Genomic DNA, 19,879 nt, shown 5'->3' with positions numbered 1-19,879 from the left:
AAGCCGTACGACATCAGCCTGTCGCTTAGCCGTTGACCGGCCCGTCGCAACGGTGTGGTATGGCGGCAAAAGAGGGGCGCAAGAAGCCCTCGTGACCTGGAGGACGCCGATGACCGACAAGATCACCGACCCTGTCGCCCTGTGGCAGAAGATGGTCGGCGAGATGGAGAAGGGCTTCAACTCCTTCGCCACCAAGGCGATGGAGACGCCTGAATTCTCGCAGGCCATGAATCGGGCCGGCGGTGCTGCTGCGGGCGCTCAGAAGCAGTTCGGCGATCTCATGGAGAAATATCTTCTCTCGATGAACCTGCCGAGCCGCGAGCAGATGACCGGCATCGCCGAGCGGCTGCAAGCCATCGAGGGTCAGATCGGCGAGATCAAGTCGATGCTCAGCCGGATGTCGGCGGCGTCGGGCGGAGCGCCGGTCGATGCCGCGCCGCGGCCGCCGCGTACCAAACGTCCGCCATCCGAAGGCGGAGGGCCGAAATGAACGCGCCGACGGGACTTGATTTCGCTAGCATCCCGGAGCGCATCCAGGCCGAGGTGCAGCGCGCCATCCAGCGCAGCATCAAGGGCGTCGAATATTTCTCGACCTCTGGTCCGACGCTGGGATCGACCCCGAAGGACGTGCTGCATTCGCGCGGCACGATGAGCCTCTATCACTACCGGCCGATGTCGGACGAGATCTACCGCGTGCCGGTGCTGATCGTGATGGCGACTACCAATCGCGGTTACATCCTCGACCTCGTGCCTGGCCAGAGCTTCATCGAGTTCCTGTTGAAGCGCGGCTACGACGTCTACATGCTGGACTGGAGCGCGCCGCGACCGGAGGAGCGAAGCCTGCGGATGGAGGATTATGTCCTCGACTTCATTCCGGATTGCGTCCGCCGCGTGCAGGCCGATTCCGGCGAGCAGGACGTCTCGGTCGTCGGCTATTGCTTCGGCGGCGTGCTGTCGCTGCTGTACGGCTCGATCTTTCCGGACGGGCCGATGAAGAATCTGATCTGCTTCACCACGCCGATCGACTTCCGCGAGATGAAGCTGTTCTCCAATTTCTCCGACCGCCGCTATTTCGACGTCGACCGCCTCGTCGACAGCGTCGGCAACGTCCCGCCGGAGATGATCCTGTCGTCGTTCGAGATGCTGCGTCCGGCCTCGCGCGCGGCGAGCCAGATCCAGCTCTGGGAAAACATCTGGAACGACGAGTTCGTGAAGTCGTATCGGATGTTCGACCGCTGGGCGACCGACACGCTGCCGCTGGCGGGCGAATATTTCCGCACCATCACCAAGGACCTGATGTGGGACAACAAGCTCTACAATGACACCATGTCGGTGGGCGGCCGCGCGGCGAAGCTCGCGAACATCAAGGTGCCGATCCTGCACGCGGTCGCCGAGCACGATCACATCGTGCCTTATGACGCGGCCAAACATCTGATCGCGAAGATCGGCTCGGCGGACAAGGAGGAGGTGATGCTGAAAGGCGGACACGTCTCGCTGGTCGCCGGCGCCAATGCCATCAAGCGGCTATGGCCGAAACTGGATTCCTGGCTGGGGACACGATCGACATGAGTGAGCAGCGTACCTATCCGCGCCACGTCAAGACCGACGCCGGCGTTATCGAGATCCGCCTGATGTCGGCCGCCGATGAAGCCGCCGTGCTCGCCTTCGGCAAAGGCCTGCCGACCCATGACCTCTTGTTCCTGCCGCGCAACATCAGCGAGCCGAAGGTGCTGTCGGCCTGGGTCAAGGAGATCGAGCGCGGCGCCATTCAGAGCCTGCTCGCGGTCAGGGGTGGCACGGTCGTCGGCTGCGGCACCCTGGTGCGCGACCCGCATTCCTGGTCGCCCCATGTCGGCGAGATCCGCATGGTGGTGTCGCAGGACGTGCGCGGGAAGGGGGTGGGGAAGGCGCTGTCGCAGGAGACCTTCGCGCTCGCGCTCGGGGCGGGGCTGGAGAAGCTCTCGGTCCAGATGACGGTCGACCAGCAGGCGGCGATCGCGCTGTTCGAAAGCCTCGGCTTCAAGGCTGAGGCGTTGCTCCGGGACCATGTCCGGGATGTCGACGGCAAGACCCACGATATCGTTGTGCTCGGCCACAACATCGCGCAGGTCCAGGCCCAGATGGAGGCCTATGGGCTGCCAGGCGCCGTCCAGCACTAAGTAGCGCGGTCCAGCACTAGGAGCGGCATCCGGCGACCCGCAAAACAACCCCATGCACAGTAGGGCGGCGGGACGGGGAGGCATCGGAATGCCTCCGGACTAGGCTGATCACGAATTCGTGATATCGCATTGCAACAAGGATATTGCGTCGCACAATTAACAATGCCATATATCCAGTGCCCCGGGCCATCGAGGACGGGGTGAGCCCATAGCTCAACCTAATGAGGATGGAGAGAACCCCCATGACCACCGAAACCAACAGCGCTTTCGAGGGCTTCAAAGACGCTTTCAAGAACATCCAGAACCTGGAAGTTCCCGAGGCTGCCCGCGAATTCGTCAAGAAGACCGCCAACACCGCCAAGGACCGTGCTGCCGAGGTGTTCGCTGGCTCCGAGCGCGTGACCGCCGCCGTCGAGAACGCGGTGACCGAGTCCGTCACTGAAGCCGGCAAGATCAGCCGCAACATCCAGCAGGCGATCTACGAGGACGCCGAGGCGTTCTTCTCGGGTATCGACAAGCTCGCGTCCGCCAAGTCGTTCAGCGAAGCCGTCGAGATCCAGTCGAGCCTGCTCCGCGCCCGTGGCGAAGCATTCGTCTCGCGCACCAAGGCGACCGCCGACTATCTCGGCAAGCTCGCCGCCAACGGTGCGAAGTCCGCTCAGGACAACTTCGCCAAGGTTTATAGCAAGACCGCCTGATTGTGTGGTTGAGTTTGTTGCGTTGAGTTGAAACTGTGTTTTGAGGCCCGCTTCGGCGGGCCTTTTGTTTGTGCGCTGCCGCCATTGCGCGGCCCGATGACAGGCTCCGCGAAGCAATCCAGAGTCTTTCCGCGGCGGCAGACTGGATTGCTTCGCTTCGCTCGCAATGACGAGTACTGTGATGCAGTGATGACTCCCTCGAGCAGTTTCTCTTTTGATTCCCCCGGCGATGCCGAACGCGCGGCTGAGCTGCGCCGCGTCAAGGCGCTGGCGACGCTGGTGCTGGCTTCGACATTGGCGCTGTTCATTGTCGCGAAGTGGCTCTTGCCGGTGCATCCCGTGTTCGGCTTCATCGCCGCTTTTGCGGAGGCCGCGACCATCGGCGGCCTCGCCGACTGGTATGCGGTGGTGGCGCTGTTCAAGCGGCCACTCGGCCTGCCGATTCCGCACACCGCGATCATCCAGAGCAACCAGGCGCGCATCGCCGACAAGCTCGGCGAGTTCATTCAGGTCCATTTCCTCGAGGCCGGTCCCGTCGAGGCCAAGCTGAAGGAGATCGATTTCGGCTCCTTCGTCGCCGACTGGCTGCGCGACCGCAAGCGCAGCGATGACCTCGCGCGCTTTGCGCTGCGGCTGCTGCCGGAGGCGGTGTCCGCGACCGAAAGCTCCGGCCTGATGACCTTCATCATCCGCCGCATGTCGACACAAATGCAGGCGATCGACCTCGCTCCGCTCGCGGCCGGAACGCTGCGCGGCTTCGTCGCAGAAGGACGCCACCAGATCCTGTTCGACGATCTCCTGCGCGTGATGCACGAGACGCTGAACCAGAAGGAAACGATGGCGATGATCCGCGAGAAAGTGCGCGCGGAACTGCCGACCCTGCTCAAGCTCTATCGCGCCGACAAGTTTCTCGTGAACAAGATCGTCTCCTCCGCCACCGCGTTCTTCAACGAGGTGCGCAGCGATCCCAGGCATCCGTTCCGCGGCGAGTTCGACCGCATGGTGCTCAGCTTCGTCGATCGGCTCGGCACCGACCGGGCCTATATCGACCGCATTGACGGCTTGAAGCGCGATTTCCTGGCGCGGCCCGAGCTTGCCGATCTCGCCCGCACCGTCTGGGCCAACACGCGCTCCTTCATCGAGCGCAGCGCATCCGGCGAGACCCAGGTGCTGCAGCATCATCTCGCCGGCATGTTCGTCTCGGCGGGCGAAGCGCTCGCCGGCGATGCCGAGCTACGCGGCGAGATCAACCGGGGCCTGGTGACGGTGCTGCGCAGCTTCGCCGCCGACCAGAAGAGCGGCGTCTCGACCTTCATCTCCGATCAGGTCAAGGCGTGGGACATGGCGCAGCTGATTTCGCTGATCGAAATCAACATCGGCCGCGACCTGCAATACATCCGTTTCAACGGCTCGCTGATCGGCGGGCTCGCGGGTCTTGCGCTCTACTCCGGAGAATTCCTGCTTCGATTGTTGTGACTTTTGCGTCACGCCTGACAGCATTAACGCGCCGGCCTATTGTCGCCGGGCATCCCTCCCGCTTGAATATCGGGAACCGGCCGCCTAGCTGATTCATGTTGCGCTGCGGAACGATCGAGAAGCCGGCGTATTGGAATTCGTGTCCGTTGCCGCTTACGGCCGGCGGGCTGTTCAGGAATTCTTCCCAAGGGGATCCATGATGACCGCTACCGCCCAGACCCTACGTCCGCCGTCCCGTACTCTGATGTTTCTGGAAGGGCGGGCGATCCACGAGTTCGGCGCATTCCTCGGCGCGTTGCCGCTGCTGAGCCTTGCGCCGCGCGGCGACGGGCATCCGGTGCTGGTGCTGCCGGGCCTCGTCGCGTCCGACGAGTCCACGCGCGCGCTACGCACCTTCCTGGCAGCCAAGGGCTACGCCGTGAGCGGCTGGCGCCAGGGCCGCAATTACGGCCTGCGCGAGGGCGTGCAGGATGCAATGGTCGATCTGGTCGAGGAGCTCAACGACAAGCACGGTCGCAACATCAGCCTGGTCGGCTGGAGCCTTGGCGGCCTCTATGCGCGCCAGCTCGCCAAGATGATGCCCGACCGTGTGCGCCAGGTGATCACGCTCGGCAGCCCCTTCGCCGGCAATCCTCGATCGACCAATGCCTGGCGCGTCTATGAATGGGCCAGCGGCCGCCGCGCCGACGAGGTCGACGCGCGCTTCGGCGGCGACCTCGCCGCCCCGCCGCCGGTCCCGACCACCGCCATCTTCAGCCGCACCGACGGCGTCTGCGCCTGGCAGGGCTGCATGGAGAAGACGGGCGCGCAGACCGAGAGCATTGAGGTCGAGAGCAGCCATTGCGGCATGGGCCACCATCCCGCCGTCGTCTATGCGGTGGCCGACCGCCTCGCGCAGAAGGAAGGCCAATGGCGCCCCTTCGATCGCAGCGGCTGGCGCAGCGTGGTCTACCCCGATCCGCATCGGTAGTTCTTCGCCTCTCCCCGCTTGCGGGGGGAGGCCGGAATTTGCGAATAGCACCAAACGCGCTAAGCCTGCCGCATGGCGCATCCGCTTTCTCGTATCATCGACCAGCTCAAGCGCGAGCCGTCGCGGACGGGCTCCATCATCATCACCATGTTTGGCGATGCCATCGTGCCGCGCGGCGGTTCGGTGTGGCTCGGCACGCTGCTGGCGTTCTTCGAGGGGCTCGATATCGATGGCAGCGTGGTGCGGACGGCGATGTCGCGGCTCGCCGCCGATGGCTGGCTGACGCGCGAGAAGGTCGGCCGCAACAGTTTTTATCGTCTCGCCGAGAAGGGCCGAGAGACGTTCGAAGCCGCGACGCGCCACATCTACGATCCGCCGCCGTCGGACTGGACAGGCCGCTTCGAGCTGCTGCTGATCGGCAACGGTGAAGACCGCGACGCCTCGCGCGAGGCGCTGCGCAATGCCGGCTTCGGCAGCCCGTTGCCGGGCGTGTGGGTCGCACCGTCGGGTGTGCCGGTGCCTGAGGAGGCCGCGGGCGCGATCCGCCTCGAGGTGTCGGCGGAGGATGACAGCGGGCGTCGCCTGCTCAGCGCGAGCTGGCCGCTGGAGCGCACCGCGGACGCCTATCTGAAATTCATGAAGACGTTCGAGCCGCTGCGCGCCGCACTGGCGCGCGGCACGGATTTGTCCGAGGCCGACGCCTTCACGGCACGTATCCTGCTGATCCACTATTACCGCCGTGTCGTGCTGCGCGATCCGTTGCTGCCCGAAAGCCTGTTGCCGGCGGATTGGCCGGGCAGGGCGGCGCGCGAGCTTTGCGGCGAGATCTATCGCGCGCTGCTTGCTCCGTCCGAACAATGGCTTGATGGCCACGGAACCAATGAAAAGGGAGCGCTGCCGCCGGCGCGGAAGCTGCTGGAGCGTAGGTTTGGCGGCTAATCTATATGTTACAGAAATATCTTGCATGAAGTAATTTATGTTATATATTGCCTCCCAACAAAACGGGAGGACGCGCATGTATACCCAGGCGCTGAACACGGCCGAGACCGACGATCGCGGTCTTGAGGATGCGGCCAAGGATGCGGCTAAGGCTGCGCAGTTCCAGGCCCGTATCGATGCCGAGGAGCGCATCGAGCCGAATCACTGGATGCCGGTGGCCTACCGCAAGACGCTGACCCGCCAGATCTCCCAGCACGCCCATTCGGAAATCGTCGGCATGCTGCCCGAAGGCAACTGGATCACGCGCGCGCCGACCTTGCGCCGCAAGGCCGCGCTGCTCGCCAAGGTGCAGGACGAGTGCGGCCACGGGCTCTATCTTTACGCTGCGGCAGAGACGCTCGGCAGCTCCCGCGAAGAGCTGGTCGACGCCATGCTCGCCGGGAAAGCAAAATATTCCTCGATCTTCAATTATCCGACGCTGACCTGGGCCGACATCGGCACCATCGGCTGGCTGGTCGACGGCGCCGCGATCATGAACCAGATTCCGCTATGCCGCTGCTCCTACGGCCCCTATGCGCGCGCGATGATCCGCGTCTGCAAGGAGGAGTCGTTCCACCAGCGCCAGGGCTACGAGATCATGCTGACGCTCTGCCGCGGCTCGGACGAGCAGAAGGCGATGGCGCAGGATGCGCTGAACCGCTGGTGGTGGCCGGTGCTGATGATGTTTGGCCCGCCTGATGCGACGAGCCAGCACAGCGACACTTCGACGAAGTGGAAGATCAAGCGCTTTTCCAATGACGAGCTGCGCCAGAAATTCGTCGATGCCACCGTGCCGCAGGCGCAATATCTCGGCCTCACCATTCCAGATCCCGGCATGACCCAGGACGCGGATGGCCATTGGCGCTACAGCGAGATCGACTGGACCGAGTTCAAGCAGGTGCTTGCCGGCAACGGCCCGTGCAACCGCGACCGCATGGCCGCGCGCCGAAAGGCGCATGACGAGGGCGCCTGGGTGCGCGAAGCGGCTACCGCCTATGCCGCCAAGCGCGCCCGGCGTCAGACCGCGCAAGCCGCGGAATAGGGAGATCAGGATGGCCACGCCGAACACTCCGCTGTGGGAAGTCTTCATTCGCAGCCGCAACGGGCTTGCGCACAAGCATGTCGGCTCGCTGCATGCGAGCGACGCCACCATGGCGCTGCAAGCCGCTCGCGACATCTACACCCGCCGGGGCGAGGGCCTCTCGATCTGGGTGGTGCCGTCGACCGCGATCACCGCCAGCGATCCCGCCGAGAAGGGCATGATGTTCGAGCCGGCGGAATCGAAAATCTACCGGCATCCGACCTTCTACGAGGTGCCCGAGGAAGTGGGACACATGTGAGATGGGGGTGATGTGATGTCTTCCGCCAACATCCAGGTCTCCGAAACGCCGTTGGTGCTCTACGCGCTGCGGCGCGCCGACGATGCGCTGATCCTTGGCCATCGGCTGTCGGAATGGTGCGGGCATGCGCCGATGCTGGAAGAGGACATGGCGCTATCCAACATTGCGCTCGACCTGATCGGTCAGGCACGCGAGCTCTACACCTATGCCGCCAAGGTCGAGGGCAGGGATAACGACGAGGACAAGCTCGCCTATCTGCGGGATGTCAGGCAGTACCGCAATCTGCTGCTGGTTGAGCAGCCCAACGGCGACTTCGCCCAGACCCTGGTGCGGCAGTTCTTCTATTCCGCCTTCGCCGATATCTATTGGCGCGCGATGATGGCTTCGCGCGATGCGACGCTCGCGGCTGTCGCCGCGAAGTCGGAAAAGGAAAGCGCCTATCATCTGCGCCACGCGTCGGAATGGATCGTCCGGCTCGGCGATGGCACGGACGAAAGTCACGCACGCGCGCAAGCCGCGATCGATCACCTCTGGGCCTTCACCGGCGAGATGTTCGCCGTCGACGACGGCGAACGCGCGCTGATCCACGCCGGTATCGCGATCGATCCCGGCACCCTGCGCGGCCACTGGCTGACGACGCTGTCCGACGTCGTCAGCGAGGCAACGCTTGTACTGCCGCAGAACGACTGGATGCAGCAGGGCGGCCGTTACGGCCGGCACAGCGAGCATCTCGGCCACCTCCTGTCCGAGCTGCAATCCATGCAGCGAACCTTCCCGGGGCTGACATGGTGACGGTGCTCGAGCGCGACAGCGAGCTGCGCAAGCGCGCCTGGGACGCCGCGGCGAGCGTGGTCGATCCCGAGATTCCGGTGTTGACCATCGCCGATCTCGGTGTGCTCCGTGATGTCTCCGTCGACGGCGACCGCGTCGAGGTCGCGATCACCCCGACCTATTCGGGCTGCCCGGCCATGAACATGATCGCGCTGGAAATCGAGATCGCGCTGGAGCGCGCCGGCTTCCACCGCCCGACGGTGCGCACGGTGCTGTCGCCGGCCTGGACCACCGACTGGATGAGCGAGGAGGGGCGCCGCAAGCTGCGTGCCTACGGCATCGCGCCACCGCAAGCCTCAAGCTCACGCCGCGCGCTGTTCGGCGAGCAAGCCGTCGAGTGCCCGCAATGCGGCTCCGACAAGACCGAGCTGCTGTCCGAATTCGGCTCGACCTCCTGCAAGGCGCTCTGGCGCTGCAAGGCCTGCCGCGAACCCTTCGATTATTTCAAGTGTCATTGAGGCGCACGATGCCCATCCGATCGTCATTGCGAGCGCAGCGAAGCAATCCAGACTGTCTCCGCGGAGGGATTCTGGATTGCTTCGCGGAACCTGTCGTCGGGGCGCGCTTTGCGCGGACCCGGTGGCTCGCAATGACGGCTGTGGCTCAAATCTAGGGTATCCAAGATGTCCGCAGCCGCACCGCGCTTTCACCGCCTGGCCGTCAACGACTTCCGCCGCGAGGCGTCGGACGCCGTCTCGATCACCTTCGCCATCCCGCGCGAGCTCGCCGACGACTATGCTTTCAGCCCCGGCCAGTATCTGACGCTGCGCACCACGCTGGACGGCGAGGAGGTGCGCCGCTCCTATTCGATCTGCTCCGGCCCTGACGACGGCGAGATCCGCATTGCCGTGAAGAAGGTGGACGGCGGCGCGTTTTCGAGCTGGGCCGCGGAGGAGCTGAAACGCGGCGATGAGCTCGACGTGATGACGCCGACCGGGCGCTTTGGTGTGATCCCTCCGGCCGAGGCCGGACGCATCCATGTCGGCTTTGCCGCGGGCTCCGGCATCACGCCGATCCTGTCGATCGTCAAGGGCGTGCTGGCGCGCGAGCCGGACAGTCGCTTCTTCCTGTTCTACGGCAACCGCACGACCGACAACATCATGTTCCTGGAGGCGCTCGAGGAGCTGAAGGACCGTTTCATCGATCGCCTCTCGATCTTCCACGTCATCTCCGGTGAGGAGCAGGACATCCCGATTCTGCATGGCCGGCTCGACGGCGGCAAGGTGCGGGTGCTGCTGCGCTCGCTGGTGCCAGCCGACAGTGTCGACCACGTCTTTATCTGCGGTCCCCTGGGCATGAGCGAGGAGATCGAGGCCACATGCCGCGATCTCGGCATTGCGGAGGAGCGCATCCATGTCGAGCGTTTCGTCTCGGAGTTCGGCGGCAAGCCGCGGCCGAGGAAAGTCGTCGTTTCAGATGCGCCGCCGAAGGCGGTCGCATCGCTGATCATCGACGGCAAGCGCCGCGACGTGCCGGTCGCCGAGGACGAGGCCATCCTCGATGCCGCGCTGCGCGCCGGCGTCGATCTGCCCTTTGCCTGCAAGGGCGGCATGTGCTCGACCTGCCGCGCCAAGCTGGTTGAGGGCGAGGCGCCCATGGACATCAATTATTCGCTGGAGCCCTGGGAGCTCAAGGCCGGGTTTGTTCTCACCTGCCAGGCCAAGCCATCGTCGGAACGGGTCGTGGTCGACTACGACCACGTTTGACAGTCTTGGCCATCAGGCAGAACATCATGAGCAAGCATTTCACCGGGAGAAGCGCGTGAACGTCAAAGCCGCCCTGTCGCCTGAGGATATCGCCCGCGCCTGTGCCGATGCGATGTGGGCCGAGGACGATGCCTCCAAGGGCCTCGGCATGGAGATCGTCGAGATCGGCCCCGGCTTCGCGACGCTGGCCATGATTGTGCGTCCGGACATGGTCAACGGCCAGCGCATCGCCCATGGCGGCTTCATCTTCACGCTCGCCGATTCCGCCTTCGCCTTTGCCTGCAACTCGCACAATGAGCGCGTCGTCGCGGCGCAGGGGCAGATCACCTTTCTCAAGCCCGGCAGGCTCGGCGACCGCCTTGTTGCGACGGCGCGCGAGGTGAGCCGCGGCGGCCGCTCCGGCATCTATGATGTGTGTGTCACCGCGGGCGACACCGTCATTGCTGAATTCCGTGGGCATTCGCGTGTCGTTCCGGGCACGTGGCTGCCGAGGCAAGATCAATAAAGAGAACAACACATATGTGGGGAAACGAGAATGGCTTCGACGAAGCTGAAGGAAGGCGGCCACGTCCATAAGGCCGAGATGGACGCGCATGAGCGCGCCTCACGCGATGAGATCATGGCACTGCAGACGCAGCGGCTGGCCTGGTCGCTGAAGCACGCCTATGACAACGTCGCACATTATCGCAAGGCCTTCGACAAGGCCGGCGTGCATCCCTCGGACTTTCGCGAGCTGTCCGATCTCGCGAAATTTCCGTTCACGGTGAAGACGGACCTCCGCGACAATTATCCCTTCAACATGTTTGCGGTGCCTCGCGAAAAGCTGGTGCGCGTGCATGCCTCTTCGGGCACGACGGGCAAGCCGATCGTGGTCGGTTATACCCAGCGCGACATCGACACCTGGTCGGACGTCATGGCACGCTCGATCCGCGCCGCCGGCGGCCGCACCGGCATGATCATCCACAATGCCTATGGCTATGGCCTGTTCACCGGCGGGCTCGGTGTGCATTACGGTGCCGAGAGGCTCGGCTGCACGGTGGTTCCGATCTCCGGTGGCATGACCGAGCGGCAGGTGCAGCTCATCAATGATTTCAGGCCCGACATCATCACGGTGACGCCGAGCTACATGCTGGCGATCCTGGACGAGTTCAAGCGGCAGAAGCTCGATCCGCGCCAATGCTCGCTCAAGATCGGCATCTTCGGCGCCGAGCCCTGGACCAATGCGATGCGCGGCGAGATCGAGGACGCCTTCGATATGGACGCGACCGACATCTACGGCCTCTCCGAGGTGATCGGCCCCGGTGTTGCGCAGGAGTGCATCGAGACCAAGGACGGGTTGCACATCTGGGAAGACCATTTCTACCCCGAAGTGATCGACCCCGAGACCGGCGCGGTGCTGCCTGATGGCGAGAAGGGCGAGCTGGTGTTCACCTCGCTGACCAAGGAAGCGTTCCCCGTGATCCGCTATCGCACCCGCGACCTGACCCGGCTGCTGCCGGGCACCGCGCGGCCGGGCATGCGGCGCATGGAGAAGGTGACGGGCCGCTCCGACGACATGATCATCCTGCGCGGCGTCAATTTGTTCCCGACCCAGATCGAGGAGGTGCTGCTCGCGACCGATTGGTGCGGCGGCCACTTCATCCTGGAGCTGACCCGCGAAGGCCGCATGGACGAGCTGACCATCATCGCCGAGGCTCGGCCCGAGAGCTGGGATGGCCGCGGCCTCGTCGACCATGCCGACCGGATCTCGACCCACATCAAGAACACGATCGGCGTCAGCTCCAGGGTCCAGGTGGTCGCGCCAGCCACGCTGGAACGCTCGCTCGGCAAGGCCAAGCGGCTCTACGACAAGCGGCCCAAGGATTGATCAAGGATTGATCAAGGACTGAGTTGACGGATTGACTTGACCGCCCCCAGAGGCGACAAGGCCGGCGAGAAATCGCGGGCCCTTCCCATGTCGCCAGCCGATACCATGACCATCGAAGCACGTTGCGTTCGCCTCAACAGCAAGGCCGAAAACGCTGCTGCGCTTGCCCCTGATGTCGAGCGTCGCACGCTCGCGCGTGGTCCGAACGATCTGCTGATCGAGGTAAAGGCCGCCGCCGTCAATCCATCCGACGTCAAGGCTGCGACCGGGCTGATGCCTTACGCCGTGTTCCCGCGCACGCCGGGCCGCGACTACGCCGGCGTGGTGATCGACGGTCCGGCCGGCACGGTCGGCAACGAGGTGTTCGGCTCCTCCGGCGATCTCGGCATCCGCCGCGACGGCACGCATGCGAGCCATCTCGTCGTCGAAGCCGACGCCGTGGTGGAGAAGCCGAACACGGTGTCATGGGAGGAGGCCGCCGGCATCGGCGTGCCCTTCGTCACCGCGATGGAAGGCTTTCGCCGCGCCGGCGTTCCGAAACCGGGCGAGACCGTGCTGGTGTTCGGCGTCAACGGCAAGGTCGGGCAATCAGCGGTGCAGATCGCGACCTGGCAGGGTGCGCGCGTCATCGGCGTGGTGCGCAAGGCGGAGGCCTATGAGGGCCACAGCAATGCGCCGATCGAGGTGATCGACGCTTCCACAACCGATGTCGCCACGCGCGTGCGCGAGCTGACCGGCGGCAAGGGCGCCGACATCGTCTTCAACACGGTCGGCGATCCCTATTTCCAGGCCGCGCACAAGTCGCTCGGCCTGCGCGGTCGCCAGATCCTGATCGCCGCGATTGACCGCATCGTGCAGTTCAACATTCTGGAATTCTATCGCGGCCAGCACACCTATGTCGGCATCGACACGCTCGGCCTGTCCTCGGCTGCGACCGGCGCGGTGCTGCGCGATCTGGAATCGGGCTTCGCGAGCGGGCATTTGAAGCCGTTCCCGATCAAGGCGAATGCGATCTATCCGCTTGAGCGTGCGAAGGAGGCCTATGTCGCCGTGGCCGGCTCGTCGCGCGATCGCGTGATCCTGAAGCCGTAATCATGGAGTCCACCCAACTCGTCATCCTCGCCGGCCTCGTCATCGGCCTTGTCTATGGCTGCGTCGGCCTGCTCAGCGGCTTCTGCCTGATGAGCAGCATGCGCGGATGGCTGGCGGAGGGGGATGGGCGGCTGGTGCGAACTTACGCGCTGGCGATCGCGGTTGCGATTGCCGCGAGCCAGCTCCTCGCCGGCCGCGGCATGGTCGATCTCGGCAAATCGATCTATTTGCAACCGACCTTTTCGGTGCCGGTGCTGTTCCTTGGCGGCCTGCTGTTCGGCTACGGCATGGTACTGTCGAACGGCTGTGGTTCGCGCGCGCTGGTGCTGCTCGGCCGCGGCAATCTCCGCTCCTTCGTCGTGGTGATCGTGCTCGCCATCGCCGCGCAGATGACGCTCAAGGGCCTGATCGCGCCGGCGCGCATTGCGCTGGTCCAGGCCTCGCAGATCACAGTTGGTGCGAATTCGCTGCCGTCGGTACTCGCGACGCTCGGTGTCACTGGCGTGGTTGCGCGCGCGCTGGCCGCGGCTGTGATCGTCGTTGCGCTGATCCTGTTCGCGTTCGCTCATCCGGCGTTTCGCCGCTCGCCGGGCCAGGTCGCGGCAGGCGTCATCGTCGGCCTTCTCGTTGCCGGCGGCTGGTACGTCACCGGCTATCTCGGTGCGGACGACTTCAATCCGCTGCCGGTGACTTCGCTCACCTTCGTCGCCCCGATCGCCGATAGTCTGCAATATGCGATGCTCTCGACCGGGCTGACGCCGAACTTCGGCATTGCGACTGTGGGCGGGGTCTTCGCGGGCAGCCTGCTCACCTCGCTCGCCACCGGTCGCTTCAAGCTCGAAGGCTATTCCTCGCCGCGTCACATGCTGCGCTCAGGCACCGGCGCCGCGCTGATGGGGATCGGCGGCGTGATGGCGTTCGGCTGCTCGATCGGGCAGGGGCTCACCGGTATCTCGACGCTTGCGGTCGGCTCGTTCATCGCAGTCGCCGGCATCGTGCTCGGCACGGCGGCGGGCCTGCGCGGAGCCCTGCGCGTTCAGCCGCTCGCAGTCGCCTGACGGCGCAACATCCGATCGCCCAACGTTGCAAGGCCGATGCCGGTCACGATCAGCGCGGCTGCGATGACGAGGCTGATGTCGATCGGCTCGCCCAGCAGGATCGCCGCGCTGGCGATGCCGACGAGCGGCGTCCCCGTGGTGCCGAGCGCCGTCGTCAGCGCCGAGATGCTCCTGTTGACCATCGACATCGCCCAATAGGCCAGCGCCGTCCCGATCAGGCCGGAATACAGCAGCAGCAGCACCAGCTGCCATGACCATGCCGCATGCGGCAGGCCATCGGTGATGACGGCCAATGCCGTGAGCACGATGGTCGCAACCAGCACCTGCCAGATCAGCAGCTGGAGCGGAGAGCCGATCCAGCGATGCGCCCGGAGATAGATGATGTTCGCGGCCCAGGAGATCGCGGCGAGGATCACCATGCCGGCGCCGAGCAGGACGTTGCGATTGCTCCAGTCGATCGAGGCGGGATTCAGGATGACGGCAAGGCCGACCAGGCCGAACAAGGCGCCGGCAAGCTTGGGTGCGGTCAGCGTATCCTTGCCGAGCATGGGTGCTGATATCGCGACCCACAGCGGCGTGGTGTAGCCGAGCACGATCGCCTTGCTCGCGGGCAGGAAGCGCACACCGGCGGCGACCAGGACAGAGAATATCGTCATGTGCAGCAGCGCCACGCTGAGGATGACAGGAATGTCGCGCCGCTCCGGGATCACCAGATTGTCGCTCGCCTTAAGGATCACGAACAAGCCGGCCAGCGCGATCCAGCTCCGGATCGCCGACGTCCATAGCGGCGGAAGGAACTGCACGATCTGCTTGGTCATCGACCAGTTCACGCCCCAGGCCAGCACGACGATCAGGAACAGGCCGATGGCGGCGCGGGGAGACAAGGAAGAGTTCATCGCAAGGTCCTTGAAGCAGTCCGGTGCGGTGGATAGCATCCGGACTGGCACCTGAAAAAGTGCCAGATTCGGAAGGAATAAAGTGCCAGTTTCGGACAGCATGATCTCCGGCCTGATCGACCTGAAACGCGCCGGCGAGCAGGGGCTGGTGGCGCAACTGACGGGGCAGCTTCGCGGCCTGATCGCGGCCGGCCGCATCGCCAAGGGCCGCGCGCTGCCGTCCAGCCGCAGGCTCGCCGGCGACCTCGGTGTCTCACGCAACACCGTCACCTATGCGTTCGAGCAGCTTGCCGCCGAGGGATATCTCGCCGCATCGCATGGACGTCGTCCTGTGGTGACCTTCGACGGCGGCGAACCGATCGAAGGCACGGGCGTTGCCGCATCGAAGGCCCGTTCCGCCACGCCTCGGCTTTCAGCCTGGGCTTCGAAGCTCAAGCAGACCGACTGGCCGATGTCCTATCAGGCGCCCCTCAAGCCGTTGCGTCCGGGCCATGGCGATGCAAGAGAGTTTCCGAACGAGGTCTGGGCGCGGTGCCTGCGCCGCAGCGCCGTGCGTGCCGGCAAGCGTGAGCTTGGTCCCGTCAACCGCGCGCGGCTGCGCCAGGCGCTGGCGCATTACCTCGCGGCCAGCAGGGGCGTTCGCGCAGCCGTGGACCAGATCGTGATCCTGCCGAGCGCGCAGGCCGCCCTGACCTTGATTGCGGCCGTGCTCATCACGCCGGGCGATGAGGTCCTTGTCGAAGATCCCGGCTATCCCGGCGCGGCCGCCGCCTTTCGTGCGTCTGGTGCGCGCGTCACCGGCATCGGGCTGGATCGGCAGGGCATGCAGCAGATGCCTAGGATGGCCGCGCCGAAACTCATCTTCACGACGCCGTCGCATCAGCATCCGACCGGGCGGTTGATGTCGCTGGCCCGCCGCACCGCGTTTCTCGGATCAAGCAGGCCCGGCAGGACATGGATCGTCGAGGACGACTACGATGGCGAATTCCACTATGACAGCCGCCCGGTGCCGTCCCTGCAAGGGCTCGATGCCCATGGCCGCGTGTTCTATGTCGGCACCTTCTCGAAGGCGATGACGTCGGATATCCGGCTCGGCTATCTCGTCGTGCCTCCGGCGCTGGTCAGCACATTCGAGATTGCGCAGCGGCATATCGGCCTGATCGCATCCAGCCACATCCAGGAGGCGCTCGCCGAGTTCATCACTGACGGGCATTTCCTGGCACATTTGCGCCGGATGCGCCGGCTGTACCATCTCAGGCGCGATCATCTCGTCGACGGGCTGCAACGCCATCTCGGCGAGGCGCTGACGGTCGAGGTGCCCCAGGGCGGCATCCAGCTGGTCGCTCGCCTGAAACGAGGGCGCGCCGATCAGGCGGTGGTGAAGCGCTTGGTCGACGCCGGCGTTGAAGCGCGCGCACTATCCGGCCTGGCGCTGGGCAAGCCGCGCGATCATGGCCTGCTGCTCGGCTTTGCGGCCTGGCGCGAGAGCGAGATCAGCGCGGCGGTGCGAACGATGGCGGCATGCTTCTAATCCACGGCCTTGGTCACGATACGGATCTCCGAGGTCAGCGTTCGGTGCACCGGGCACTTGTCGGCGATCTCCATCAGCTTCTTGCGCTGCTCGGCATCGAGCGCGCCGTCCATCGCGATCTCGCGCTCGATCTGGTCGAGCATGCCGTCGCGCGTCTCGCATTCCGCGCAGTCCCTGGCGTAGATCTTCGAGTGCTTCAGCGTGACGGTGACGCGGTCGAGCGGCAACGATTTGCGGTCGGCATAAAGGCGCATGGTCATGGAGGTGCAGGCGCCTAAGCCCGCCAGCAGGAAATCATAGGGGCCGGGGCCGGCATCCTCGCCGCCAGCCGCTTTCGGCTCGTCCGCCACGAGATGATGCGGCCCGACGGTGATGAACTGGTCGAACTTGCTCTTGCGGGTTTCCTGGACCACGACCTTGCGCGGTTCCTCGGGGAGATCGATCGCTTTTGCGGTCTTTGCCGTGTCGATGTAGCGGCTGGCCCAGGCCGCGATCACGTCGGCCGCATAGAGCGCATCGGCCGGCCTGGTCAGCAGATGATCGGCGTGGTCGAGCGAGACGAAGCTCTTGGGATGCCTGGCTGCAACGAAGATCTTGGTCGCATTTTCGATGCCGACGGTGTCGTCAACGGGCGAGTGCATCACCAGCAGTGCCTTGTGCAGGCCGGTGATGTCCTTCATCAGCTCGTGCTCGACGATGTCGTCGAGGAATTCGCGCTTGATCCGGAACGGGCGTCCGGCAAGCGAGACCTCGACTTCACCCTGCGCGCGGATCGCATCCACATGTTCCCCGAACAGGCCGGTGACATGAGCCGGGTCGGACGGTGCTGCGATGGTGACGACGGCTGTTGCCTCTGGAATCTTGCCGGCGGCCGCCAGGATCGCGGCGCCGCCCAGGCTATGGCCGATCAGGATCGACGGCGCCTTGCGGGACCTGCGGAGATGATCGGCCGCGCGCACGAGATCGGCGACGTTCGAGGTGAAGGTCGAATTGGCAAAATCGCCTTCGCTGGAGCCGAGGCCGGTGAAGTCGAAGCGCAGGACCGCGATGCCCTTGGCGGCGAGCGCAACCGAGATGCGTTTTGCAGCGAGCGTGTCCTTGCCGCAGGTGAAGCAGTGCGCGAACAGTGCGTAGGCTGCGGGCTCGCCGTCCGGCAGTTCGAGCGCCGCCGCGAGCTGATGACCGCCTTCACCGGTGAACTGGAAGCGTTCGGTCGGCATGAGCTCCCCCTTGTTTGCTTGAGGCTAGTCCCCTGAATAGCGCTGCTCGGCCCAGGGATCGCCGCGATTATGATAGCCGCGGACTTCCCAAAAGCCCGGCGCATCCTCAGTCACGAATTCGATGGCTTGCAGCCATTTGGCGCTCTTCCAGAAATACAGATGCGGCACGACGAGCCTGACAGGGCCGCCATGCTCGTCCGACAGTGGCTGGCCCGACCAGCTATGGGCCAGCAGCGCATCCTCGGCGGCAAAGTCTTCCAACGCGAGGTTGGTGGTGTAGCCGTCATAGCAATGCAACACGACGAAGCGCGCATTCTCGCGCGGCTGGCAGACCGCGAGCAGCTCACGCGTGGCCAGGCCTTCCCACTGATTGTCGTAGCGCGACCAGGTCGTGACGCAATGGATGTCGGAAGTGAACTGCTCCTGCTTCTGCGCAGCGAACTCCGCGTAGGTCCAGAATATGGGATTATCGATCGCGCCGTAGACGTCCAGCCGCCAGCGCTCGCGCGACACCGGCGGCACGACACCGAGATCGAGCACCGGCCAGTCCTTTGTCAGATGCTGGCCGGGCGGCAACCGCTGGTCTTCAGGGCGCGTGACCTTGCCGGTAAGGAAGCGGCCTTCGCGCGCCCATTTCTCCTTGGTGCGGGTCAGCTTGCTGTCGGATGGCGTTTCGTCGGCCATGGTCTACTCGAAGTCAGCTACTCGTGGCGATGCATCGCGGATTCGCGCTTGGTGTCGCGCATGGTGGAATAGATGATCAGCGACAGGAAGATGATGCCGGCGAGATAGTAGTAAAACCACTGCTCGTGCCCGATGGTCTTGAAATAGAGTGCGATCGCCGGCGCCGTGCCGCCGAAGATGGAGACGGTGATGGCGTAGGGCAGTCCGACGCCGAGCGCGCGGACAGTGGTTGGAAACAGCTCGGCCTTCACCACCGCGTTGATCGAGGTGTAGCCGGCGACGAACAGCCAGGCGCAGCTGATCAGGATGAACGCCATGAAGGGCGATTTGGTCTCCTTCAGCGTCATCAGCAGCGGCACGGTCGCGAGGGTGCCGGCGACGCCGAAGAAGATCAAAAGCGGTTTGCGGCCGATCTTGTCGGAGATCGCGCCGTAGATCGGCTGGAGGATGGTCGCGAAAACCAGCGTGCCGAAGATCACGAAGGTGGTCTGGTCCTCGGTCAGCCCGACCGAGAGCTTGACGAAGGTCTGCATGTAGGTGGTGAAGGTGTAGAACGCGGCGGTGCCGCCGGCGGTGAGGCCGACCACCAGCAGCAGCTCGCGCGGATAGCGCAGCAGATTGGTGATCGAGCCTGATGGCTTCACCACCCTCTTGGCTTCCTCGAAGGCTTCGGTTTCGTGCAGATTGCGCCGCATCACCGCGGCAACGATCGCGAGCGCCGCGCCGATCGCGAACGGAATGCGCCAGCCCCAGGCCTTCAGCTGATCGGGCGTCAGGAAGACCTTTTGCAGGAGCAGCAGCACGATGATCGCGGTCAGCTGGCCGCCGATCAGGGTGACGTACTGGAAGCTGGAATAGAAGCCGCGGTGCCTGGGATCGGCGACCTCGCTCAAATAAGTGGCGCTGGCGCCGTATTCGCCACCTAAGCTCAGGCCCTCGATGACCCGGGCGAGCGCCAGGATGACCGGCGCGGCGAAGCCGATCGTCGCGTAGGTCGGTGTCAGCGCGATGATCAGCGAGCCGAAGCACATGAACACGACTGATAGCGTCAACGAAATGCGGCGGCCGAAATGGTCGGCGATGTAGCCGAACAGCCAGCCACCCAGCGGGCGCATCAGGAAGGTCGCCGCGAAGATCACGGCGGCATTGAATTGCTGCACCACGGGATCGTTGCCGGGAAAGAAGGCCGGGGCGAAATACAGCGCGAAGGCCGTATAGGCGTAGAAGTCGTACCACTCGACGAGATTGCCGACGGAGCCGATGAAGATCGCCTTGATTCGCCGCTCGGCGTCGGCGATGTCGAAATGGTCAGAGGCCGGTTCGATTGCTTGCTCTGTCACGTCCGGCCTCCCAGAAGTCTGTTGTCTGGGTGC

General features: G+C 64.7%; 21 protein-coding genes. 17 read left to right on the top strand and 4 right to left on the bottom strand.

Annotated elements, in window-relative coordinates; translation table 11 throughout:
- Window positions 1-109 precede the first annotated feature (109 nt).
- From ACNJX9_RS28255 to ACNJX9_RS28180, 16 genes are all read left to right on the top strand, one after another.
- The gene (locus tag ACNJX9_RS28255; protein ID WP_057753215.1) at window positions 110-490 is read left to right on the top strand and encodes a hypothetical protein; all 381 of its coding nucleotides are present in this window, start codon (window positions 110-112) and stop codon (window positions 488-490) included.
- Window positions 487-1,569 (top strand): PHA/PHB synthase family protein, encoded by a 1,083-nt coding sequence (locus tag ACNJX9_RS28250; protein WP_439405282.1) that lies wholly within the window; start codon window positions 487-489, stop codon window positions 1,567-1,569. Before ACNJX9_RS28255 ends, ACNJX9_RS28250 begins: the two co-directional genes overlap by 4 nt.
- The gene (locus tag ACNJX9_RS28245) at window positions 1,566-2,159 is read left to right on the top strand and encodes a GNAT family N-acetyltransferase (protein WP_439405280.1); all 594 of its coding nucleotides are present in this window, start codon (window positions 1,566-1,568) and stop codon (window positions 2,157-2,159) included. Before ACNJX9_RS28250 ends, ACNJX9_RS28245 begins: the two co-directional genes overlap by 4 nt.
- A gap of 242 nt (window positions 2,160-2,401) precedes the next feature.
- Window positions 2,402-2,857, top strand: a complete 456-nt coding sequence (locus ACNJX9_RS28240; RefSeq protein ID WP_057753209.1) for a phasin — start codon at window positions 2,402-2,404, stop codon at window positions 2,855-2,857.
- A 189-nt stretch (window positions 2,858-3,046) separates the two neighbouring features.
- Window positions 3,047-4,333 carry a DUF445 domain-containing protein gene (locus tag ACNJX9_RS28235; RefSeq protein WP_439405278.1) on the top strand — a complete coding sequence of 429 codons (1,287 nt, stop codon included), beginning with the start codon at window positions 3,047-3,049 and terminating at the stop codon, window positions 4,331-4,333.
- A gap of 199 nt (window positions 4,334-4,532) precedes the next feature.
- A complete protein-coding gene (locus ACNJX9_RS28230; protein WP_057753793.1) occupies window positions 4,533-5,303 on the top strand; it encodes an esterase/lipase family protein in 771 nt (256 codons plus the stop codon).
- Between the two features lie 72 nt (window positions 5,304-5,375).
- Window positions 5,376-6,242 (top strand): phenylacetic acid degradation operon negative regulatory protein PaaX, encoded by an 867-nt coding sequence (gene paaX, locus ACNJX9_RS28225; protein WP_439405276.1) that lies wholly within the window; start codon window positions 5,376-5,378, stop codon window positions 6,240-6,242.
- Window positions 6,243-6,318: 76 nt separating this feature from the next.
- Window positions 6,319-7,323 carry a 1,2-phenylacetyl-CoA epoxidase subunit PaaA gene (gene paaA, locus ACNJX9_RS28220; protein WP_439405274.1) on the top strand — a complete coding sequence of 335 codons (1,005 nt, stop codon included), beginning with the start codon at window positions 6,319-6,321 and terminating at the stop codon, window positions 7,321-7,323.
- Window positions 7,324-7,333: 10 nt separating this feature from the next.
- Window positions 7,334-7,621, top strand: a complete 288-nt coding sequence (gene paaB / locus ACNJX9_RS28215) for a 1,2-phenylacetyl-CoA epoxidase subunit PaaB (protein ID WP_008136594.1) — start codon at window positions 7,334-7,336, stop codon at window positions 7,619-7,621.
- 15 nt (window positions 7,622-7,636) lie between these two features.
- Window positions 7,637-8,413 (top strand): 1,2-phenylacetyl-CoA epoxidase subunit PaaC, encoded by a 777-nt coding sequence (gene paaC, locus ACNJX9_RS28210; protein WP_057753202.1) that lies wholly within the window; start codon window positions 7,637-7,639, stop codon window positions 8,411-8,413.
- A complete protein-coding gene (paaD, locus tag ACNJX9_RS28205) occupies window positions 8,407-8,910 on the top strand; it encodes a 1,2-phenylacetyl-CoA epoxidase subunit PaaD (protein WP_057753200.1) in 504 nt (167 codons plus the stop codon). The genes paaC and paaD overlap by 7 nt, the downstream gene beginning before the upstream one ends.
- Before the next feature lie 165 nt (window positions 8,911-9,075).
- Window positions 9,076-10,158 carry a 1,2-phenylacetyl-CoA epoxidase subunit PaaE gene (gene paaE / locus ACNJX9_RS28200; RefSeq protein WP_439405272.1) on the top strand — a complete coding sequence of 361 codons (1,083 nt, stop codon included), beginning with the start codon at window positions 9,076-9,078 and terminating at the stop codon, window positions 10,156-10,158.
- Between the two features lie 55 nt (window positions 10,159-10,213).
- Window positions 10,214-10,663, top strand: coding sequence for a hydroxyphenylacetyl-CoA thioesterase PaaI (paaI, locus tag ACNJX9_RS28195; RefSeq protein ID WP_439405270.1), 450 nt, complete (start codon window positions 10,214-10,216; stop codon window positions 10,661-10,663).
- Between the two features lie 30 nt (window positions 10,664-10,693).
- Window positions 10,694-12,025 (top strand): phenylacetate--CoA ligase PaaK, encoded by a 1,332-nt coding sequence (paaK, locus tag ACNJX9_RS28190; protein WP_439405268.1) that lies wholly within the window; start codon window positions 10,694-10,696, stop codon window positions 12,023-12,025.
- A gap of 87 nt (window positions 12,026-12,112) precedes the next feature.
- Complete coding sequence (locus ACNJX9_RS28185) at window positions 12,113-13,117, top strand: quinone oxidoreductase family protein (RefSeq protein WP_439405266.1); 1,005 nt, start codon at window positions 12,113-12,115, stop codon at window positions 13,115-13,117.
- Between the two features lie 2 nt (window positions 13,118-13,119).
- Entirely contained in the window at window positions 13,120-14,175 is a 1,056-nt protein-coding gene (locus ACNJX9_RS28180; RefSeq protein WP_439405264.1) for a YeeE/YedE family protein, read from the top strand.
- Here the strand turns inward: ACNJX9_RS28180 and ACNJX9_RS28175 are convergent.
- Window positions 14,154-15,071 carry a DMT family transporter gene (locus ACNJX9_RS28175; RefSeq protein ID WP_220000830.1) on the bottom strand — a complete coding sequence of 306 codons (918 nt, stop codon included), beginning with the start codon at window positions 15,069-15,071 and terminating at the stop codon, window positions 14,154-14,156. The genes ACNJX9_RS28180 and ACNJX9_RS28175 overlap by 22 nt on opposite strands.
- A gap of 100 nt (window positions 15,072-15,171) precedes the next feature.
- Here ACNJX9_RS28175 and ACNJX9_RS28170 point away from each other — a divergent pair, with 100 nt between their 5' ends.
- Window positions 15,172-16,602: a PLP-dependent aminotransferase family protein gene (locus ACNJX9_RS28170; protein WP_439410143.1), complete on the top strand. Its 1,431-nt coding sequence runs from the start codon at window positions 15,172-15,174 to the stop codon at window positions 16,600-16,602.
- Here ACNJX9_RS28170 and ACNJX9_RS28165 read toward each other — a convergent pair.
- The 3 genes from ACNJX9_RS28165 to ACNJX9_RS28155 are packed head-to-tail and all read right to left on the bottom strand — an operon-like array spanning window position 16,599 to window position 19,846.
- On the bottom strand, window positions 16,599-17,822 hold the full coding sequence (locus ACNJX9_RS28165) for a bifunctional alpha/beta hydrolase/OsmC family protein (RefSeq protein ID WP_439405262.1): 1,224 nt from the start codon (window positions 17,820-17,822) through the stop codon (window positions 16,599-16,601). The two genes, ACNJX9_RS28170 and ACNJX9_RS28165, sit on opposite strands and share 4 nt — an antisense overlap.
- Before the next feature lie 24 nt (window positions 17,823-17,846).
- The gene (locus ACNJX9_RS28160; RefSeq protein WP_439405260.1) at window positions 17,847-18,506 is read right to left on the bottom strand and encodes a sulfite oxidase-like oxidoreductase; all 660 of its coding nucleotides are present in this window, start codon (window positions 18,504-18,506) and stop codon (window positions 17,847-17,849) included.
- Window positions 18,507-18,523: 17 nt separating this feature from the next.
- A complete protein-coding gene (locus tag ACNJX9_RS28155) occupies window positions 18,524-19,846 on the bottom strand; it encodes an MFS transporter (RefSeq protein WP_057753186.1) in 1,323 nt (440 codons plus the stop codon).
- Between the last annotated feature and the right edge of the window lie 33 nt (window positions 19,847-19,879).

Source organism: Bradyrhizobium sp. BLXBL-03 (assembly GCF_051853015.1).
Taxonomy (GTDB): Bacteria; Pseudomonadota; Alphaproteobacteria; order Rhizobiales; family Xanthobacteraceae; genus Bradyrhizobium; species Bradyrhizobium manausense.
Note: the sequence above shows the minus strand (reverse complement) of the source record. Positions and strands in the feature narration are given on the sequence as shown.

Excerpts from the sequence above, each read along its gene's own strand:
- ACNJX9_RS28255 (WP_057753215.1), top strand. The coding sequence starts at position 110 with ATGACCGACAAGATCACCGACCCTGTCGCCCTGTGGCAGAAGATGGTC.
- ACNJX9_RS28250 (WP_439405282.1), top strand. The coding sequence starts at position 487 with ATGAACGCGCCGACGGGACTTGATTTCGCTAGCATCCCGGAGCGCATC.
- ACNJX9_RS28245 (WP_439405280.1), top strand. The coding sequence starts at position 1,566 with ATGAGTGAGCAGCGTACCTATCCGCGCCACGTCAAGACCGACGCCGGC.
- ACNJX9_RS28240 (WP_057753209.1), top strand. The coding sequence starts at position 2,402 with ATGACCACCGAAACCAACAGCGCTTTCGAGGGCTTCAAAGACGCTTTC.
- ACNJX9_RS28235 (WP_439405278.1), top strand. The coding sequence starts at position 3,047 with ATGACTCCCTCGAGCAGTTTCTCTTTTGATTCCCCCGGCGATGCCGAA.
- ACNJX9_RS28230 (WP_057753793.1), top strand. The coding sequence starts at position 4,533 with ATGACCGCTACCGCCCAGACCCTACGTCCGCCGTCCCGTACTCTGATG.
- paaX (WP_439405276.1), top strand. The coding sequence starts at position 5,376 with ATGGCGCATCCGCTTTCTCGTATCATCGACCAGCTCAAGCGCGAGCCG.
- paaA (WP_439405274.1), top strand. The coding sequence starts at position 6,319 with ATGTATACCCAGGCGCTGAACACGGCCGAGACCGACGATCGCGGTCTT.
- paaB (WP_008136594.1), top strand. The coding sequence starts at position 7,334 with ATGGCCACGCCGAACACTCCGCTGTGGGAAGTCTTCATTCGCAGCCGC.
- paaC (WP_057753202.1), top strand. The coding sequence starts at position 7,637 with ATGTCTTCCGCCAACATCCAGGTCTCCGAAACGCCGTTGGTGCTCTAC.
- paaD (WP_057753200.1), top strand. The coding sequence starts at position 8,407 with ATGGTGACGGTGCTCGAGCGCGACAGCGAGCTGCGCAAGCGCGCCTGG.
- paaE (WP_439405272.1), top strand. The coding sequence starts at position 9,076 with ATGTCCGCAGCCGCACCGCGCTTTCACCGCCTGGCCGTCAACGACTTC.
- paaK (WP_439405268.1), top strand. The coding sequence starts at position 10,694 with ATGGCTTCGACGAAGCTGAAGGAAGGCGGCCACGTCCATAAGGCCGAG.
- ACNJX9_RS28185 (WP_439405266.1), top strand. The coding sequence starts at position 12,113 with ATGTCGCCAGCCGATACCATGACCATCGAAGCACGTTGCGTTCGCCTC.
- ACNJX9_RS28180 (WP_439405264.1), top strand. The coding sequence starts at position 13,120 with ATGGAGTCCACCCAACTCGTCATCCTCGCCGGCCTCGTCATCGGCCTT.
- ACNJX9_RS28175 (WP_220000830.1), bottom strand. The coding sequence starts at position 15,071 with ATGAACTCTTCCTTGTCTCCCCGCGCCGCCATCGGCCTGTTCCTGATC.
- ACNJX9_RS28170 (WP_439410143.1), top strand. The coding sequence starts at position 15,172 with ATGATCTCCGGCCTGATCGACCTGAAACGCGCCGGCGAGCAGGGGCTG.
- ACNJX9_RS28165 (WP_439405262.1), bottom strand. The coding sequence starts at position 17,822 with ATGCCGACCGAACGCTTCCAGTTCACCGGTGAAGGCGGTCATCAGCTC.
- ACNJX9_RS28160 (WP_439405260.1), bottom strand. The coding sequence starts at position 18,506 with ATGGCCGACGAAACGCCATCCGACAGCAAGCTGACCCGCACCAAGGAG.